Genomic DNA, 17,139 nt, shown 5'->3' with positions numbered 1-17,139 from the left:
TGACCGCCTATGTCGGAGAATTGCTGACCTTGCCGCGCGAGGATGCACGCAAGCTGCAGAAGGAACTCTATCAGGAATACGGCACGACGCTGAACGGGCTGATGACGCGCCATGGCATCGATCCCGACGACTTTCTCGAGAAGGTCCACGACATCGACTATTCCTGGCTGGTGCCCGATCCCGTTCTCGGCACTGCTATCCGCCAGCTACCCGGCCGCAAGTTCATTTTCACCAATGGCGATCGCAGGCATGCCGAACGCACCGCGCGCCAACTCGGCATTCTCGAACATTTCGACGACATCTTCGATATCATCGCCGCCGGGCTCACGCCAAAGCCGGCGCGGCAGAGCTATGAGAAATTCGCGGAACTCCACGCCATCACCGGCCACAATGCGGTGATGTTCGAGGATCTCGCTCGCAACCTGTCCGTGCCGAAATCGCTTGGCATGACCACGGTGCTGGTGGTGCCGCGCAATTTCGAACCGACCTTCTCGGAAATCTGGGAACGCGACCCGGCCAATGAGGATGACGTCGATTTCGTCACCGACGATCTCGCGACGTTTCTCACGGCGGTTGTGGAGGGGGTAGAGGAACTGAGGAACTGAGGAACTGAGGAACTGAGGAACTGAGGAACTGAGGAACGAACCGGACCTCCTTTTCCTCAGTTCTTCAATTCTCCAATTCTCCAATTCCCCAGTCCCCCAACCTACTCCCCTAGCTTGTAGAAGCGGCTGATAATCCCCCAGGCTTCGTCGGCGGTATCGACGAAATCGATGATGTCCTGGTCGCCGGGCGTGATCGTGCCTTGCTCGGCGAGGAAATCGAGGTCGATAGCCTTCTTCCAGAAAGCCTTGCCGAACAGGATCACCGGCACCCGCTCCATGCGTCCGGTCTGGATCAGGGTCAGCGCCTCGAAGAACTCGTCCATGGTGCCGAAGCCGCCTGGAAAAACCGCGACCGCCTTGGCTCGCATAATGAAATGCATCTTGCGGACCGCGAAATAGTGGAAGTTGAAGCAGAGTTCGGGTGTCACATAGGCATTCGGCGCCTGCTCGTGCGGCAGCACGATGTTGAGGCCGATCGATGGCGCGCCGACATCGTCGGCGCCGCGGTTTCCGGCCTCCATGACGCCTGGGCCGCCGCCGGTGGCGACCACGAATTCCCGGTAGTAGGAGGTGGCCGACTGCCGCGAGCAGAGGCGAGCGAACTTGCGCGCCTCCTCGTAATATTTGCTGTTTTTCTCGAGGTTCTTCTTCTGCGTCTCGTTCTTGGCCGCCCAGGCTTCGCCGCCGGGTTCGGGAATGCGCGCGCCGCCGAACAGGATGACGGTCGAGCGGATGCCGCGTTCAGCCAGGATCATCTCCGGCTTCAAGAGTTCAAGCTGCAGCCTGACCGCGCGCAATTCGCGCCGCGTCATGAAGTCGGGGTCGTTCCAGGCCAGCCGGTAGGTATCGGCGCGCGTCTGCGGCGTGTCCGGAACGCTTTTCGACCGCTCCAGATCCTCATCCGAATGCGGCAGCGGCGTCCATCCCGCTTTTTCCATTGGATTCATATTGTTCTACCCGTCCAACTCTTCACTTGCGCCGTCCCATGACGCAGCTGCGATTGACCCCTACCCGACCATCACATAGGGTCCGCGCGACTTTCAAAACAGGTTAAGGCGTGGCCCCTTAACAGCGTGGTAATGGAGCGAATTCATGTCGAAGCCGGATCTCTCGAGCCTCGAAAAGACCATCGAGAAAGCCTTCGAGGAACGCGATGCGATTTCGACCGCAACCCGCGGCGCAACGCGCGACGCCATCCAGTCGGCGCTCGACCTGCTCGACCGCGGCACCGTACGCGTCGCCGAGCGTCAGGCCGACGGCAAATGGCATGTCAACCAATGGCTGAAGAAGGCGGTGCTGTTGTCCTTCCGGCTCAACCCGATGGAGATCATCAAGGGCGGCCCCGGCCACGCCGTGTGGTGGGACAAGGTGCCGTCGAAATTCGACGGCTGGAGCGCCGTCGATTTCGAGAAGGCCGGTTTCCGCGCCGTGCCCTCGTCGGTCGTGCGCCGCTCGGCTTACGTTGCACAGGGCGTCGTGCTGATGCCGTCCTTCGTCAATGTCGGCGCCTATGTCGACAGCGGTACCATGGTCGACACATGGGCCTCGGTCGGCTCCTGCGCCCAGATCGGCAAGAACGTGCATCTGTCGGGCGGCGTCGGCATCGGCGGCGTGCTGGAGCCGATGCAGGCCGGTCCAACCATTATCGAGGACAATTGCTTCATCGGCGCGCGCTCCGAAGTGGTCGAGGGCTGCATCGTGCGCGAAGGCTCGGTGCTGGGCATGGGCGTCTTCATCGGCCAGTCGACCAAGATCGTCGACCGGGCCACCGGCGAGATCTTCTATGGCGAAGTGCCGGCCAATTCCGTCGTCGTCGCCGGCTCGCTGCCGGGCAAGCCCTTTCCAAACAACGAGCCCGGCCCCAGCCTCTACTGCGCCGTCATCGTCAAGCGGGTCGACGACAGGACCCGTTCGAAGACCTCGATCAACGAATTGCTGCGCGATTGATCTTTGTCACGAACGGACGCACTTTCCGCCGGCGCGGCAATCCGTCGCGCTGGCTGCTGGTGAAGCTTGGCATGCTCGACGGCAACAACGGCACTAACCAATATGGACCGGACCCGCTTGCCTGACAGATCAAATCTCATTTGGCTTTTCTTCAGAATATCGGGCCGTGTCAGCCGCGCGGCCTATTTTCTCGGAGGGTTGCTCGTCGCCATCATACAGGCCTTCCCGCTCTATCGCTTCACGCTGGTGCCGGAAGGCACGACGGAGAGCAACATGTGGTCGTTCATATTCTTCATCGCCTTCATCGCCTCGCTCTGGTCGAACGTGGCGCTGGCAGTGAAGCGGCTGCACGACCTCGACAAGCCGGGGGTAGCGGCGCTGGTGCTGTTCGTGCCGGTCGTCTCGATTGTCGCCTTCCTCGTGCTCTGCCTGTTTCCCGGGCAGCCGGGACCCAATCGCTATGGCAAACGCACCAATTCACCGGCCGAATCCTAGCATCGCCGAAACCTAAACACCGATCCGGTATCTGGCAGAAGATCACCTTGATCGAAAGCGCTCCCGGACAACGGACATGTTCCGGTCGCGCGAACAGACCCTAAGCGAATCTTAATCAGCCTGGCCCAGCATGGCCGTGGAGACTGTGTCGACCGACACGGAGCGCTCGACTGGCAAACGACGGAGCCCTGCCCAAGCCTAGGACACGCGACGAGCGAAGCTCCGGCGCCCGACTGTTCGGCTGGTTCTCTTCGCCGATGAGCGTGGAACCGGACGCGGTCCGTGCGCGGCTTCTCGACACCACCTTCGACCGCAAATTCGCCGTCCTGTTCGGCACCATCAGCGTCCTGGTGCTGGCCCTCAGCGCCGCCGTCGCCACTGGCGACTGGTGGCCCTACTCCTGGATCGCGGCTGACCTCATCCTTTTTGCCTTCCGCTTCCTGTTGATGCGGCAATGCGAGCAGGCGCGCGGGCGCGGGACAACGGGGCCGCTGGCGGCCCTCATGGCCGTCGGCGGCGCATGGTCGGTCATTTTCGGCCTCGGCTGCTATGGCTGCATTGCCAGCGGCCACACGGCGCTGGCCGTGCTTGCCGCCCTGAATGTCGCAGGCGTCGTCGGAGTGGTGTCGTCACGCAACGCAGCGACCCCACGCTACGCCATATTCGTGATGCTGGTCGTAAGCCTCCCTTACGTGGCCGGCGCACTGTTTTCGCCGGCGCCCGGGATGTTCGTCGTCGGGATTCAGATGCCGTTCTACGTGGCCGGCGTGATCATCGTGCTGCTTCAAAATCACACGATCAACGCGCGCATGATCCGCGCCGAACTGGACAATCGCGATCTCGCGATCAAGGACGCGCTGACCGGCCTGCCAAATCGCATCTTCCTCCAGGAAAGACTGCGCGACATGTGCAGCGAGCTGGCCGCGCCGGCGGCGAATGGCGGCAACCCGTTTGCCGTTCTCAGCATGGACCTTGATGGCTTCAAGCAGGTCAACGACCGCTTCGGCCACGCGATCGGCGACATGTTGCTGCGCAAGGTTGCCGAACGATTGAAACGGGCTTTCCGGCCGGACGATATGGTCTTTCGCATTGGAGGTGACGAATTCGTCATCCTGCTGCCCGCGACATCCGAAATCGAGGCCACCTATCTGGCAAAACGCGTCATCGAGAAGATTTCGGTGCCGTTCGACCTTGGCGTCGGCGCCGCCATACGCATCGGATTGAGCATTGGCAGCGCCTTCGCGCCTGTCGACGGCAGCGATCCGGAAATTCTTCTCAGCTGCTCCGATCACGCGCTCTACGAAGCCAAGCGCACGGGCAAGGGACGGTACTGGGCGCATGCGCGGGCCGCGAACTGACGGCCTACCGAGATTGGGCAGCCTTCGCCCGCATGATGGCGTCCGGTGTCAAGCCGGGCGATCCCTGTTTTTCCCGCTCTGCCTCACGCACCAGCGCGGTGACCTGCTCTAGCAACGGCGCCCGCGTGCCCGCCTTATGCGCCAGGCGCAGGATCGCACCCTGCAGCTCGTCGATCTCCGTCGGCCGGCCGTGCTGCAAATCGTCCCACATCGACGAGCGCGCTGCGGGATCGATGGCGAGCATACGCCGCGCCAGGACCTTGAACAGCCAGTCGGGCAGGCGCAGCACCTTTGGCAGCAGTGCCGGGCGCAGGCCGGCGATCCGTGCCGGCTTGATGCCCGAGGCCTTCATCGCCACCAATGCCTCTTCCATCTGGCCGGACAGGACCAGCCGCCAGCGGCGGTCGGCAAGTTCCGTCGCCAGCGGCAGGTCGGACAGCGCCACGAGAGCGTTGTTGAGGTTCATCAAAAGCTTGCCCCACAGCACCGACTTCATGTCGCGGTGGGTCTCGACTGCCAGCCCCTCGACCGCAAGCTGACCGGCAAGGTCTGCCGCCCCGTCTTCAATCAGCACCTTGCCCTCGCTGGCGCGATGCACGCGCAGCGGCGCTTCACCGCCCGGCGACCGGACGACGTTGAACGGCACCATGCCGGCGAACACGCGCCGCCCAGGGAGCCCGGCCCGCAGCCTCTCGGCATTGCCGACGCCGTTCTGCAGGCTGACCACTGTCGCATCCAGGCGGGCATGAGCGGCAATGAGCGCCCCCATCTCTTCGGTCGCACCGCTCTTGACCGTCACCAGGACGATATCGGCGCCGGACAAGGCCGCGGCCGGATCGGTGGTGACGGTGAGTGCCCCCGGCGCTATGCAGCGGTCGCGGCCATCGAGGTCGCTGACCCGCAAGCCAGCCTTGCGCACCGCCGCCTCGATGCGCGGCCGCGCCAGAAGAATCACCTTGCGCCCGGCGAGCGCCAGACAGCCGCCGACATAGCAGCCGATACTGCCTGCGCCGGCGATGACTATCGTTTTTTCTTGCCTGGCCATGCGATAAGCTCACCTTGGCCTGTAACTATACGACATGAAAACCATAATGTCGGCGGTATCGCTCGCCTTCATGTCTGGCCGTGACAGGCCTTTCGCTTTCGACTATCGCTTTGCCCATGACGTTGCCGACCGATCCCGTTGCAAATCTCGCCGCCCTCATCCGCTGCGCCTCCGTGACGCCCGCCGAGGGCGGTGCGCTGAGCGCGCTGGAAGACATGCTGAAGCCGCTCGGCTTTTCCGTCGAGCGCCCGGTGTTTTCGGAAGCAGGCACGCCGGACATCGAGAACCTTTATGCGCGGCGTTCCGGCAACGGCCCGCATTTGATGTTTGCGGGGCACACCGACGTGGTGCCGGTTGGCGATGAATCCTCTTGGACGCATCCGCCTTTCGCCGCCGAGATCGCCAAGGGCGAGATGTTCGGCCGCGGCGCCGTCGACATGAAGGGTGGCATCGCCTGTTTCATCGCGGCGGTGGCGCGCCATGTCGACAAGATGGACGGCCCGAAGGGCTCGGTCTCGCTGCTGATCACCGGCGACGAGGAAGGGCCGGCAATCAACGGCACGACGAAGCTGCTCGAGTGGGCGGCGGCCAAGGGCGAGAAATGGGACGCCTCGATCGTCGGCGAGCCGACCAATCCCGAGGCGCTCGGCGACATGATCAAGATCGGCCGGCGCGGCTCGCTGTCCGGCAGCGTCATCGTCAACGGCCGGCAGGGCCACGCCGCCTATCCGCAACTTGCCGACAATCCGGTGCGCGGACTGGTGAGCCTGGTCGACGGCTTGTTGCACCCCGTCTTCGACAAGGGCACGACGGATTTCCAGCCGACCAATTTGGAGGTCACCTCCATCGACGTCGGCAATCCGGCCACCAATGTCATTCCGGCGAAGGCGACCGCCACCTTCAACATCCGCTTCAACGACGCATGGACGGCCGAGACGATCCAGGCGGAGATCCACAACCGTCTCGACCAGGCGGCGAAGCGCAAGAAATACCGGACAGGCAAGAAGACGCCGGTTGACTACGAACTCGTCTGGCGCGACAGGCCGAGCCACGTCTTTCTGACCCGCGACGATCGGCTGGTCGAAGCGCTCACCGGTTCGGTCAAGGCGGTGACCGGCAGGACGCCGGCGCTTTCCACCTCCGGCGGTACCTCCGATGCGCGCTTCATCAAGGACTATTGTCCGGTGGTCGAATTCGGGCTGGTCGGCAAGACCATGCACATGGTCGACGAACGCGTTGCACTTGCCGACCTCGAGACACTGACGCAGATCTATCAGCGTTTCATCGAAGACTGGTTCGAACGAGGCCTGCCCTGATCATGCTTTCGTCAGATGAAACCTATGCTTCGCTAGCCGGCGCCTGGCGGCTGATGCTCGGCAAGGCCGACGGGCTGCGTCTGCTCGACCTTTCGGCCGACGGGTTCTGGAATTCCTTCTTCGCCATCCTCGTGGCGGCGCCGGCGCTGGTCGTCGGCTGGGTCGGCATTGCCAATGAAATCGGCGATCCCAATGCCTTCGCGGGGCGCTTCAGCATGCTGATGCGCCTGGCGACGGTCGATGTCGGCGCCTGGGTGCTGCCGCTCGTCGGCCTTGCCCTGGTGGCGCCGCGCGCGGGCATTGGCGGCCGCTTCGTCCACTATGTGGTCGCCAGCAACTGGGCGTCGGCCATCATCGCCTGGCTGATGCTGCCGTCGGCGCTGATCAGGCTTTTCCTGTCCTCCACCAATGAGGTGGCCGGACTGGTGTCGCTGCTTTTGTTTGCGCTGTCGATGGTGCTGACCTGGCGGATGACCAATGCGACAATCGGCAGGGGCGCGGCCGTCGGCACAGCGGTCTTTGCCGGCATGTTCGTGGCCTCGCTGGCCGTGCTGTTCGGCCTGCAGGCGTTGCTCGGCATCGGTGCACCGGATTAGCCGATCATTGGATAGTCGACGCCAACGAGAAAAAGCCCATCGGGTGGCGCCACTTGGCCGCAGGCGGCGCGATCGCGCGCATCGAGTGCCGCCTTCAGGTCGGCAATGGTCCAGCCGCCTTCGCCAACGCGTTTCAGCGAGCCGACCATCGAGCGCACCTGATTGTGCAGGAAGGAACGCGCCGAGGCCTTCACTTCGATCAGGTCGCCAGAGCGGCCGACATCCAGCCGATCGAGTGTGCGCACCGGGCTGGCAGCCTGGCATTGGGTCGAGCGGAAGGTGGTGAAGTCATGCCGCCCCAGCAGCACCTTCGCCGCCTCGTGCATGGCGGCAGCGTCGAGGCGCTTCGGCACCCACCAGATCTTGCCCTTGTCGAGTGCCGCCGGCGCGCGCCGGTTGACGATGCGGTAGAGATAGTGGCGACCGATAGCCGAGAACCGCGCGTCGAAGCCATCGGGGACAGCGGCCGCTTTCAGGACGGCAATGCGCGCCCCGGCGGCCTGCAAATGGGCGTTGACTGCGTCGCGCACCTTGTCGTCAGGCCATGCCTTGGCGAGATCGACATGCGCCACCTGGGCGGTCGCATGGACGCCGGCATCGGTGCGGCCGGCGCCGCGCAGCGAGACTTCCTCGCCGCAGAACTTCTCGATCGCCTGTTCGATCGCCTGCTGCACCGAAGGCTGGTCGGCCTGGCGTTGCCAGCCGGCGTAGAGGCTGCCGTCATATTCGATATCGAGGCGAAAACGCGGCATGCCTGGCGATTACTTGTCCCGCCTAAGCGGCGAGCGCGGTGAAGGCCGAGGCGTAGACGAGCTTGCCGGCCTCGGGCGCCTCGCCCCAGGCCAGAGCCTGCAGTGCCTCGCCCTGGTATTCGCTTTCGAAGTTTTCGGCGCGCGCGCGGCTGTAGCCGAAGCGCCCATAATAGGCCGGGTCGCCAAGCACCACGGCCAGAGTCTCACCGGCATCCTTCAGGCGGATATGCGCCTCGCGGATCAACGCGCCGCCAATGCCGGTGCCATGAAAGGACGGTTCGACCGCTAGAGGCGCCAGCGCCACCGCCGGGAAGCTCTTGCCGCCGTTCTGCACGAAAAGCCTGGAAAACAGGATATGGCCGACCACCTGCCCATCTTCGTCCGCCACCAGCTCAACGACGGCATCGCCGCCGGTGACCAGCGCGTCGACCAGCCCGGCTTCCGCCTGCTGACCGAATGCATGTTCCTCGACGAGGCGGATAGCCTCGCGGTCCCGCGGCGTCGCCACGCGTATCGACATCATGCTCATGAGAATTTCATTCCTTTTTCGAGCTTGGCTCCACGCAGAAACTCCTGCGCGCCGGCAGGCTTTCCGCCCGCCCGTTGAACTTCGACCAGCCTGATTGCGCCCGATCCGCAGGCGACCGTCAGCCGGTCGTCGAGAATTCCTCCCGGCTCGCCGGCGCCTTCTACAAGCGTCGAGCGAAGCAGTTTCAGCCGCTCCATGCGGCCGCCAATTCCGGTCTCGCACCATGCGCCGGGAAAGGGCGACAGGCCGCGAATATGGTTGTGGACCTCGCCAGCAGGCCGCGTCCAGTCCACGCGCGTCTCCGCTTTATCGATCTTTTTGGCGTAGGTCACCCCTTCTGTCGCCTGCGTGGTAAATGTCAGGGTGTTTCCTTCAAGCCGCGCCAGCGCGTCCACCATCAGCCCCGCACCCATGCCCATCAGCGTGTCGTGCAGATCGCCGGCCGTCATATCGGGTCCGATGGCGCATTTTTCAACCATCGCCACCGGGCCGGTGTCCAGACCTTCCTCCATGCGCATCACCATCATGCCTGTCTCGGCATCGCCAGCCATGATGGCGCGTTGGATAGGGGCGGCACCGCGCCAGCGCGGCAATAGCGAGGCGTGACCATTGAGGCAGCCGGACCGCGGCGCCTCCAGAATGGGTCTGGGCAGCAGCAATCCATAGGCGACGACCACGGCAATATCGGCCTGCAAGGCGCGGAATGCGTCCTGCTCGGCCTCGCCTTTCAGCGACACCGGCGTCCTCACCGTGATGCCAAGCCGCTCGGCCTCCCGCTGCACCGGCGACGGCGTCAGTTCCAGCCCGCGCCGGCCCGCGGCGCGCGGCGGCTGCGTGTAGACAGCTATAATTTCGTGCCCGGCCTCGGTGATCGCCCGCAGCGTCGGCACGGAAAATTCGGGGGTACCCATGAAGATGACGCGCAGGGGCATTTCTCCTTGATCCTGGCCTCTGCCTGCCCCGTCAAGTCGGCTCAGGCACCCGCTTCAAACGGGTTTACGAGCTTCAGGTCAAGCCCGTCGAAATCGCGCACGTTGCGAGTGGCAAGGGTGGCGTCATGAGCGAGGCAGATCGCGGCAATCATGGCGTCGGAAAGACTGATCGGCCGACCATTCCGCTCCCGTGCTGCCCGCATCTTCCCGGCAAGTCGAGGAATCGAACCGGAAAAATCCACGATACGACCGGCGAATTGTTGCAAAATCAGATTGTCGAGCACGCGAGCGTAGCGGTCCGACCCCGTCTTGTTCAAAACCCGTTCCGCACCGAAAGACAACTCCATAACGACAGGGCCGCACAGGTAGAGTGTAAGGAGGTTCTGTATGCGAAACCATGCAAGGACATTCTGATCGGGTACGGCCTTGCCTGCTTCGGAAATCACATTGGTATCAAGGATAATCACTCAGAATCCTCAATCGGGCGGCCGAAATCGCGTTTCCTTTCGGCTTCGATCTCATCCAGAATCTTTGCAAATTCGTCGCCAGCCTCGGCGTCAAACGCCGAACGAATTGCTTCCCATGCTGAAGGACCCGGCCCGGGTTTGGCTTCTTTTTCCGCGATAATGCCTTTGCGCAAGAGATCGATCGCTTTGCCCGACAAGCTCTGGCCGCCAATCCGCGCGGCCTGCTCGATTTCGTGTTTCAAAGGTTCGGGAATACCCCTGATCAACATGTCGCCCATCAGCACCTCCAAATTTTGATATCATTGATATCAAAACAGAGGCCTTTACTCAATACGGGACAGCGTTCCTATCCCACCAGCTTTCTCGACATCTTGTCCCTGGCGAGCTTCCTGAACTTCTTCACCACCATGTCGCGCTTGAGCTTCGAGATATGGTCGATGAACAGCACGCCGTTGAGATGGTCGATCTCATGCTGCAGGCAGGTCGCCATCAGCCCTTCGGCCTCGATCTCCTGCAGCTTGCCGTCGCGATCGAGATATTTTACGCGCACGGCGGCGGGGCGCTCGACCTCGGCATAGTAATCCGGGATCGACAGGCAGCCTTCCTCGTAGACCGAGCGCTGGTCGGAGCTCTCGAGGACTTCGGGATTGATGAAGACGTGCGGCGCCGGCGTCTCGTCCTCCTTGGCAAGGTCGATGACCAGCATGCGCAGCGGCTCACCGATCTGGATCGCCGCCAGGCCGATGCCGGGCGCATCGTACATGGTGTCCAGCATGTCGCCAGCCAGTTTGCGCAAGGAGGCGTCGACGCGCTCGACGGGTTTCGAAACCTGGCGCAGAACGGGATCGGGAAGGATGATGAGCGGCTTGATCGACATGGCGTCTCACCTAAGACGTCATGTGAAAAGCGTCAACCGGGGCGGTTTGGGATCGTTCACGTTTTGATCTGTGCCTGCGAGCCGAATCATCTATGCTGGCCGCATGAATGACCTGACATCGATCCTGTCCGAACCCGTTGCCCGGCTCGGCGCCACCACGATCACGCTCGGCCACGCTCTGGCGTTCGGCGCGGTCCTGTTTCTTGGCCTGTTCCTGGCGCTGGTCATCGCGCTGTGGCGGTCGGCCAAGGCGCGTGCTGTGGCAGCCGCGGAAGCCGCCGACCATGCCCGCGACGCCGAAGCGCGGATGGCCGGCATCCTGGCAAGCCAGGCCGAGATGCAAGGCCGCATGGGCGCCATCGCCGATGTGTTCGGGGCGCGGCAGGCCGAACTCACGCAGTCGATCGGCCAGAGGCTTGACGCGATGACCGGCCGGCTCGGCCAGACCATGACCGAGCAAACCAAATCGACGCATGAGAGCCTTGCCAAGCTGCAGGAGCGGCTGGCGGTCATCGATACGGCGCAAGGCAATATCCAGTCGCTCGCCGGCCAGGTCGTGCAGTTGCAGGCGATCCTTTCCAACAAGCAGACGCGTGGCGCCTTCGGCCAGTCGCGCATGGAGGCCATCGTCGCCGACGGCCTGCCGCATGGCGCCTACGAATTCCAGCCGACCTTGTCGAATGGCAGCCGGCCCGATTGCCTGGTGAAGATGCCGAACGGCGCGCCGGCACTTGCCATCGACGCCAAGTTTCCGCTTGAAGCCTGGAACGCCATCCGCGCCGCCGATGGCGCCGATTTGCAGAAGGTCGCCGCGCAAGCCTTCCGCCGCGACATCGAGATCCATGTTCGCGATATCGCCGAAAAATACCTGATCCAGGGCGAGACCCAGGACATCGCCTTCATGTTCGTGCCGTCGGAATCGGTGTTCGCCGAGATCCATGAGAATTTCGAGGCGGTGGTGCAACGCTCTCACCGGTCCCGCATCATCATCGTCTCGCCATCATTGCTGATGCTGTCGATCCAGGTCATCCAGGCGATCCTCAAGGACGCGCGCATGCGCGAACAGGCGCACCTGATCCAGGGCGAAGTCGTACGGCTGATGGAGGATGTTGCGCGTGTCGACGACCGGGTGCGCCGGCTGCAGACCCATTTCGGCCAGGCGACCAAGGACATCGACGACATCCTTGTCTCGACCTCGAAGGTGACCAGGCGCGGCCAGAAGATCGAGGCGCTGGAGTTTGGAACCCAGCCGGATGGCGATGCCGGCCCGGACGCAGCCTCACGGGTCCCCGCCGCGAAACTCGAATCCGGCCCACGCGTTGCCGATTCAAAGACCGGGCAGCTCAGGCTGAGGGTTGTCGAAGGCGACGACTGAGCCGCCGGAGCGGCGTCACTGCTCTTCGACGGTCGTCATGTCCTCGAATTCCGGCAGCCAGTGCAGTGCCGAGCGGTGCCAGCTCTGTCTCCTGGGGATGAGTTCCTCGCGCTGTCGCGCGGTGCCAACCCTGATGCCGTAGACCTTCGGCCCGTTGCCGACCGACGTCGCGTAGAGATGCGAACCACACTCGCCGCAAAAGCCCTGGGCCCGCTTGGCGCCGCTTGCCCCGGTCTTGATATAAACCTTCGGCGTGCCTTGGGTGATCCTGTAGTTGCTCTCCGGGGCCGGAACCGTCACGCGAAAGGCCGTGCCGGTCAGCTTCTGGCAATCGGTGCAATGACAGATCGAAGTCTTTTCCGGATCGACCTCGGCCTCGTAGGTGATGGCGCCGCAATGGCAGCCGCCGTCGATTTTCATCTCGCTTCTCCTTTGCTTCACCGGCATTCAGCCGGCACGATCCGGCTGGTCTCGTGACGCAGCTTCAACAATCTTACGTCGGCGTTCCCAGGCACCAGTCGTCTGCGGCTTGACGAACAGCCTGGCAATCTCCGGCATCTCTTTCTTCAGCCTGGCCTCGATGCGCTCGACGCAGGCCTCGATCTCGGGCGCCGTCAGATGATCCTCGAACTCGATGCTTAGGCCGGCGACGATTTCCTCCGGACCGATATGGACGCTCAATATGCCGTTCGCGCGCTGCACCGCCGGGTCTTGCTGGGCAATGGCCAACACCTTCTCCTGCACTTCGGGCGATGCCGGCTCGCCGAGCAGCAGGCCCTTGCTTTCGCGCGCCAGGAAGATCGCGGTCGCGCCGAGAATGAGGCCGATGCCGATCGAGGCGGCGCCGTCGAGTTCCGGCATCTCCAATACTTCCGCCGCCAATATGCCGGCAAAGGCGACGATCAGGCCGAGAAGCGCCGCGCTATCCTCGAACAGCACGGTGTAGACGCTGGGGTCCTTGCTGAGCCGCACCGCCTCGAACCAACCGAGCCTGCCCTTCTGCTTGCGGAATTCCTTCAGCGCCACCCACCACGAGCCGCCTTCGAACAGGAAGGCGAGGCCAAGCACGATGTAGTTGACCTTGACGTTGGCGACCGGCTCGGGCGCCATGATGTGGATCACGCCTTCGTAGAATGACACCCCGGCGCCCAGGGCAAAGACGAGGAGGGCGACAATGAAGCTCCAGAAATAGAGTTCGCGGCCATGGCCGAGCGGATGCGCGTGGTCCGGCGGACGGGCAGCCCGGTGCATGCCGTAGAGCAGCAGCCCGCCATTGCCGGTGTCGACCAGTGAGTGCACGCCTTCCGACAGCATCGCCGAGCTGCCGGTGAAGAAGGCGGCGGCGAATTTGGTCAGCGCGATCGCCAGATTGCCGGCGAGCGCCGCATAGATGACCTTTTTCGACCCGCCATGCGCCGCCATGGTGCGTTGTCCCGTTCGATGCCCGAGCTTAGCGGTCAACCCGTCGAAGCTCCACCGCCTTTCACAACGCGGGAACTGTGCAGTCGTTCAATGTGGAAGGCGGGGCGCTCGAGAGCACCCTATTCGACCACCTCGTCGGTCCACACCTTGAAGCCGGCAAGCGTGCCCGGCCCGAAAATATGGGTGAGCGGCACGTCGGCAGCGTCGCGGCCGGACGCGATCAGGATGCGGCCGATGCGCGGCGCATTGTTGCGCGGATCGAAAGCGTGCCAGCGGCCGCCGAGATAGACCTCCATCCAGGCGGCGAAATCCATGGCCGCCCACGGCTTCGGCAGGCCGATGTCGCTGATGTATCCGGTGCAGTAGCGGGTCGGAATGTTGAGCGCCCGGCAGAAGGCGACAGCGAGGTGGGCGAAGTCGCGGCAGACGCCGCTCTGCTCACGATAGGCTTCGGCGGCGGTGCGTGTCGGCCGCGCATTGCCGTAGTTGAAGACGATGTGGTTGTGGACGAAATCGCAGACCGCTTGCACACGCGGAATACCAAGGGCCGTGTGACCAAACAGCCGCCAAGCGTCGTCTGCCAGCAGATCGCTTTCGCAAAAGCGGCTGGGCAGCAGGAACAGCAGCGTCTCCGACGGCAGGTCGCGCACCTCGTGCTGCCAGGCCATCAGGTCGCCGATCTCGAAAGTACCGGGGTCGCGGATCACCGCATCGGTGCCGAATGAGAAGCGTCCGGGCGGCGCGACAAGACGATTGCACCAATTGCCGAAGCTGTCGCGATAGCTTTCGATCGGCACCGGTGGGTTCGAGGTCAGGAAATCCGGCCGCTCGAGGTCGGATGCCCTGGAATAGTGAACGTTGAGCATCGCGATCAGCGGTGTTTCCTGCGGGAAGTCGAAGCTCATCTCGCAGCCGATGTGGATTCGCATTGTCGTCCTGACCGGCCTGCCTGATCATCCTCCGGAGAAAGCCGGATAGATGCTGCAGTGCAAGGAGGACCATGGCACGGACCGGGGCCGTTGACGAGGAAAATGGAAAAAGCGTTGACAGCCCCTCAACTGGCGCACCGGGACGCAACAGCCCCTTGCGGCCGGGCCAATCTCTTGTTTCACTTCACTTCTCGCAATTGGAGGAACGAATCATGGCTAAAGGTGCGATGAAGGCGGGCAAGGAAGCCCGCAAGCCGAAGAAGGACGCGAAGAAGCCCGTCGCGGCCCCGGCGCTCAAGGCGCCGCCGGTCAAGGCGACGAGGCTCAAGGACAAGTAGGCCGGCCAATCCGTTTCGGCGCGGATTTCAAACCGGCGGCATGAACATATGCTGCCGGTGTTTTTTGTTGATTGGACGGGCGAAGCTCCCAATATCGAAGCGGCGAGGACGACCTCGCGCCTTCCCTGAACAATCGGCCGGGACGACCCGCCATCCTGATGGAACGGAGCGCACCCGATGTCGTGGATTTTTCTGTTTTTCGCCGGCCTGTTCGAGATTGGCTGGGCGATCGGTCTCAAATACACCGACGGTTTCTCGAAACCGTTGCCGACCATCCTGACCGTAGCCTCGATGATCGTCAGCCTGGGTTTGCTCGGCCTGGCGCTGAAGGCATTGCCCGTCGGCACCGCCTATGCGGTATGGACGGGCATCGGCACGGTCGGCACCGCGCTGCTCGGCATCTGGCTGCTCGGCGAACCGGCGACGACGATCCGGTTGGGCTGTATCGCTCTGATCGTCTGCGGCATCATGGGGCTGAAACTGGCGGCCTGACTATCGAGTCAGTGGGACAAACGCCTTCAGGGCCGCTGTAGGGCGACCCTGATTGTCACTCTATCGATAACGCCTTGAGGCGCTAGCGGGCGGAGAAGCCCGGAGGCGTCCGGCCGGTGCGCTGCTTGCGCGCCGCATAACGCGCATCGCGCTTGGCCTTGCGTTCGGCCTCGTCAGCAAGAAAACGGGCGATACGCTCGTTCTCTTCGGCTTCCCGAATCTTGGCCTCGGCCTGCGCCGCCTCTTCCGCGGCGATACGCGCCGCTTCGGCCGCTGCCTCGCGCTCGGCCTTTTCGGCCGCTTCGCGCACCAGCTTTTCCTGCTTCAGCCTGGCCTTTTCAGCCTCGCGTATCGCACGCGCCTCGAGGATTGCCTTGCGTTCGGCTTGTCGTGCCAGCACCGCAGGATCATCTGCCGCCGGCTTTGACTTGAAGCGATCCAGAAGCGCCTTCTTTGCCTCGTTTGCGGCATTGCGCCGCTCGAAAATGTCTTTTTCCCTGTAGATAGCCAATTCCACTTCCCTGAAGTCAATTTGCGACGCTTACATACGCGCGAATACCGAGAGTTCAAGCGCCAAAACAGTATGCCAGCCATGAAATTGTGAGCTGTTGCAACCGGGAGACGTTCGTTGCAACAGACATTCACTGTTCACAGTCCGGCCCTCTGGCGGCGCGGCAGGCTGATCGCTACCTCTATCGCGACAATGAAGTCACCGGGATGACATCAAATGGAACTTGGTCTCTATACATTCGCCGACGTCAGCCCGGAGCCGGGTCACGGCGCTATCGGCCCGCATGAGCGGCTGCGCAATTTGATCGAGGAAATCGAGCTGGCCGACCAGGTCGGCCTCGACGTGTTCGGGCTGGGCGAGCATCATCGCCCCGATTATGCCGCCTCGGCGCCGGTCGTCGCCCTGGCGGCGGCGGCCGAGCGCACGAAGCGCATCAAGCTGACCAGCGCCGTGACCGTATTGTCTTCCGACGATCCGGTTCGCGTCTTTCAGCAGTTTGCCACGCTCGACCTTTTGTCCGGCGGTCGCGCCGAGATCATGGCCGGGCGCGGTTCATTCATCGAATCCTTCCCGCTGTTCGGCTACAATCTCGAAGATTATGACGAGCTCTTTGCCGAAAAACTCGACCTGCTGCTCGCGATCCGTGACAGTGTAAAGGTCACATGGTCCGGCAATTTGCGTGCGGCGATCAATGATCGCGGCGTCTATCCCCGGCCCTTGCAGGACCGATTGCCGATCTGGATCGCCATCGGCGGCACCCCGCAATCCGCCGCCCGCGCGGGCGTACTCGGCCTGCCGCTGGCGCTGGCGATCATCGGTGGCGAGCCCGCCCGATTCGCGCCGCTCTTCGACATCTACCGGGATGCGGCCAGACGGGGCGGCAATGACCTGGGAACACTGGCCACCAGCCTAAACGTACATGGCTTCATCGCCGAAACGACGGACCGGGCTGCCGACGATTTCTACGGGCCGCAGGCAGAGGTGATGAACCGCATCGGCCGCGAGCGCGGCTGGGGCCCGACATCGCGGGCGCATTTCGACCAGTCGCGCGGCCCGAACGGCGCGCTGTTCGTCGGCAATCCCGAACAGGTGGCCGAGAAGATCGTTGCCCAGCACAGGATATTCGGCAACGACCGCTTCCTGCTGCAGATGG

Annotated in this window: 23 protein-coding genes; 11 read left to right on the top strand and 12 right to left on the bottom strand. The window is 63.3% G+C overall.

The features are described from left to right. Window positions 1-605: pyrimidine 5'-nucleotidase (locus C9427_RS09680; protein ID WP_107648964.1), on the top strand; the 605-nt coding region annotated here is incomplete at its 5' end. A gap of 101 nt (window positions 606-706) precedes the next feature. Here C9427_RS09680 and C9427_RS09675 read toward each other — a convergent pair. Then, a complete protein-coding gene (locus tag C9427_RS09675) occupies window positions 707-1,552 on the bottom strand; it encodes an LOG family protein (protein ID WP_097571846.1) in 846 nt (281 codons plus the stop codon). Between the two features lie 145 nt (window positions 1,553-1,697). Between C9427_RS09675 and dapD the strand changes: the two genes are divergently transcribed. The 4 genes from dapD (at window position 1,698) to C9427_RS09660 (ending at window position 4,405) form a co-directional block, all read left to right on the top strand. After that, window positions 1,698-2,552 carry a 2,3,4,5-tetrahydropyridine-2,6-dicarboxylate N-succinyltransferase gene (gene dapD, locus C9427_RS09670; RefSeq protein WP_107648962.1) on the top strand — a complete coding sequence of 285 codons (855 nt, stop codon included), beginning with the start codon at window positions 1,698-1,700 and terminating at the stop codon, window positions 2,550-2,552. Beyond that, window positions 2,549-2,677: a hypothetical protein gene (locus C9427_RS35225; RefSeq protein ID WP_280954151.1), complete on the top strand. Its 129-nt coding sequence runs from the start codon at window positions 2,549-2,551 to the stop codon at window positions 2,675-2,677. The genes dapD and C9427_RS35225 overlap by 4 nt, the downstream gene beginning before the upstream one ends. After that, on the top strand, window positions 2,670-3,047 hold the full coding sequence (locus C9427_RS09665; RefSeq protein ID WP_167434298.1) for a DUF805 domain-containing protein: 378 nt from the start codon (window positions 2,670-2,672) through the stop codon (window positions 3,045-3,047). The genes C9427_RS35225 and C9427_RS09665 overlap by 8 nt, the downstream gene beginning before the upstream one ends. 257 nt (window positions 3,048-3,304) lie before the next feature. Next, window positions 3,305-4,405: a GGDEF domain-containing protein gene (locus tag C9427_RS09660; RefSeq protein WP_107648959.1), complete on the top strand. Its 1,101-nt coding sequence runs from the start codon at window positions 3,305-3,307 to the stop codon at window positions 4,403-4,405. 4 nt (window positions 4,406-4,409) lie between these two features. On the opposite strand, the gene C9427_RS09655 is transcribed toward C9427_RS09660, so the two are convergent. Next, on the bottom strand, window positions 4,410-5,450 hold the full coding sequence (locus tag C9427_RS09655) for a 2-dehydropantoate 2-reductase (RefSeq protein WP_107648957.1): 1,041 nt from the start codon (window positions 5,448-5,450) through the stop codon (window positions 4,410-4,412). Window positions 5,451-5,566: 116 nt separating this feature from the next. On the opposite strand from C9427_RS09655, the gene dapE reads away from it, so the two are divergent. Together dapE and C9427_RS09645 are read left to right on the top strand one after the other, a co-directional pair. Then, window positions 5,567-6,766 carry a succinyl-diaminopimelate desuccinylase gene (gene dapE / locus C9427_RS09650; protein ID WP_107648956.1) on the top strand — a complete coding sequence of 400 codons (1,200 nt, stop codon included), beginning with the start codon at window positions 5,567-5,569 and terminating at the stop codon, window positions 6,764-6,766. A 2-nt stretch (window positions 6,767-6,768) separates the two neighbouring features. Continuing rightward, window positions 6,769-7,362, top strand: coding sequence for a transporter (locus C9427_RS09645; RefSeq protein WP_107648954.1), 594 nt, complete (start codon window positions 6,769-6,771; stop codon window positions 7,360-7,362). On the opposite strand, the gene truA is transcribed toward C9427_RS09645, so the two are convergent. From truA to def, 6 genes are all read right to left on the bottom strand, one after another. Beyond that, window positions 7,359-8,114 carry a tRNA pseudouridine(38-40) synthase TruA gene (truA, locus tag C9427_RS09640; protein WP_107648952.1) on the bottom strand — a complete coding sequence of 252 codons (756 nt, stop codon included), beginning with the start codon at window positions 8,112-8,114 and terminating at the stop codon, window positions 7,359-7,361. The two genes, C9427_RS09645 and truA, sit on opposite strands and share 4 nt — an antisense overlap. 22 nt (window positions 8,115-8,136) lie before the next feature. Beyond that, window positions 8,137-8,643 carry a GNAT family N-acetyltransferase gene (locus C9427_RS09635; protein ID WP_107648951.1) on the bottom strand — a complete coding sequence of 169 codons (507 nt, stop codon included), beginning with the start codon at window positions 8,641-8,643 and terminating at the stop codon, window positions 8,137-8,139. Then, window positions 8,640-9,575: a methionyl-tRNA formyltransferase gene (gene fmt, locus C9427_RS09630; protein ID WP_107648949.1), complete on the bottom strand. Its 936-nt coding sequence runs from the start codon at window positions 9,573-9,575 to the stop codon at window positions 8,640-8,642. Before fmt ends, C9427_RS09635 begins: the two co-directional genes overlap by 4 nt. Window positions 9,576-9,616: 41 nt before the next feature. Then, entirely contained in the window at window positions 9,617-10,042 is a 426-nt protein-coding gene (locus tag C9427_RS09625) for a type II toxin-antitoxin system VapC family toxin (RefSeq protein WP_107648947.1), read from the bottom strand. After that, a complete protein-coding gene (locus C9427_RS09620; protein ID WP_107648945.1) occupies window positions 10,039-10,320 on the bottom strand; it encodes a plasmid stabilization protein in 282 nt (93 codons plus the stop codon). The genes C9427_RS09625 and C9427_RS09620 overlap by 4 nt, the downstream gene beginning before the upstream one ends. A gap of 68 nt (window positions 10,321-10,388) precedes the next feature. Continuing rightward, entirely contained in the window at window positions 10,389-10,919 is a 531-nt protein-coding gene (gene def / locus C9427_RS09615; RefSeq protein WP_107648943.1) for a peptide deformylase, read from the bottom strand. 103 nt (window positions 10,920-11,022) lie between these two features. Between def and C9427_RS09610 the strand changes: the two genes are divergently transcribed. Further along, entirely contained in the window at window positions 11,023-12,294 is a 1,272-nt protein-coding gene (locus C9427_RS09610) for a DNA recombination protein RmuC (RefSeq protein WP_107648941.1), read from the top strand. A 15-nt stretch (window positions 12,295-12,309) separates the two neighbouring features. Here the strand turns inward: C9427_RS09610 and C9427_RS09605 are convergent, their stop codons facing one another. From C9427_RS09605 to C9427_RS09595, 3 genes are all read right to left on the bottom strand, one after another. Continuing rightward, a complete protein-coding gene (locus C9427_RS09605) occupies window positions 12,310-12,714 on the bottom strand; it encodes a GFA family protein (protein ID WP_107648939.1) in 405 nt (134 codons plus the stop codon). 27 nt (window positions 12,715-12,741) lie between these two features. Next, window positions 12,742-13,716, bottom strand: coding sequence for a cation diffusion facilitator family transporter (locus tag C9427_RS09600; RefSeq protein ID WP_107648937.1), 975 nt, complete (start codon window positions 13,714-13,716; stop codon window positions 12,742-12,744). A 119-nt stretch (window positions 13,717-13,835) separates the two neighbouring features. After that, the gene (locus tag C9427_RS09595; protein WP_107648935.1) at window positions 13,836-14,645 is read right to left on the bottom strand and encodes a transglutaminase-like domain-containing protein; all 810 of its coding nucleotides are present in this window, start codon (window positions 14,643-14,645) and stop codon (window positions 13,836-13,838) included. A gap of 212 nt (window positions 14,646-14,857) precedes the next feature. Between C9427_RS09595 and C9427_RS35220 the strand changes: the two genes are divergently transcribed. Beyond that, window positions 14,858-14,983 (top strand): hypothetical protein, encoded by a 126-nt coding sequence (locus C9427_RS35220; protein ID WP_107648933.1) that lies wholly within the window; start codon window positions 14,858-14,860, stop codon window positions 14,981-14,983. Between the two features lie 177 nt (window positions 14,984-15,160). Continuing rightward, window positions 15,161-15,475, top strand: coding sequence for a quaternary ammonium compound efflux SMR transporter SugE (gene sugE, locus C9427_RS09585; protein ID WP_107648931.1), 315 nt, complete (start codon window positions 15,161-15,163; stop codon window positions 15,473-15,475). An 82-nt stretch (window positions 15,476-15,557) separates the two neighbouring features. Here the strand turns inward: sugE and C9427_RS09580 are convergent, their stop codons facing one another. Beyond that, window positions 15,558-15,986, bottom strand: a complete 429-nt coding sequence (locus C9427_RS09580) for a DUF6481 family protein (protein WP_107648965.1) — start codon at window positions 15,984-15,986, stop codon at window positions 15,558-15,560. 216 nt (window positions 15,987-16,202) lie between these two features. On the opposite strand from C9427_RS09580, the gene C9427_RS09575 reads away from it, so the two are divergent. Then, window positions 16,203-17,139 (top strand): LLM class flavin-dependent oxidoreductase (locus C9427_RS09575; protein ID WP_107648929.1); only part of this gene is annotated, 937 nt, incomplete at its 3' end.

Source organism: Mesorhizobium helmanticense, from assembly GCF_003034915.1.
Classification (GTDB): Bacteria; Pseudomonadota; Alphaproteobacteria; order Rhizobiales; family Rhizobiaceae; genus Mesorhizobium; species Mesorhizobium helmanticense.
The sequence above is the reverse complement of the archived record's forward strand: the minus strand, read 5'-3'. Positions and strand labels throughout refer to the sequence as shown.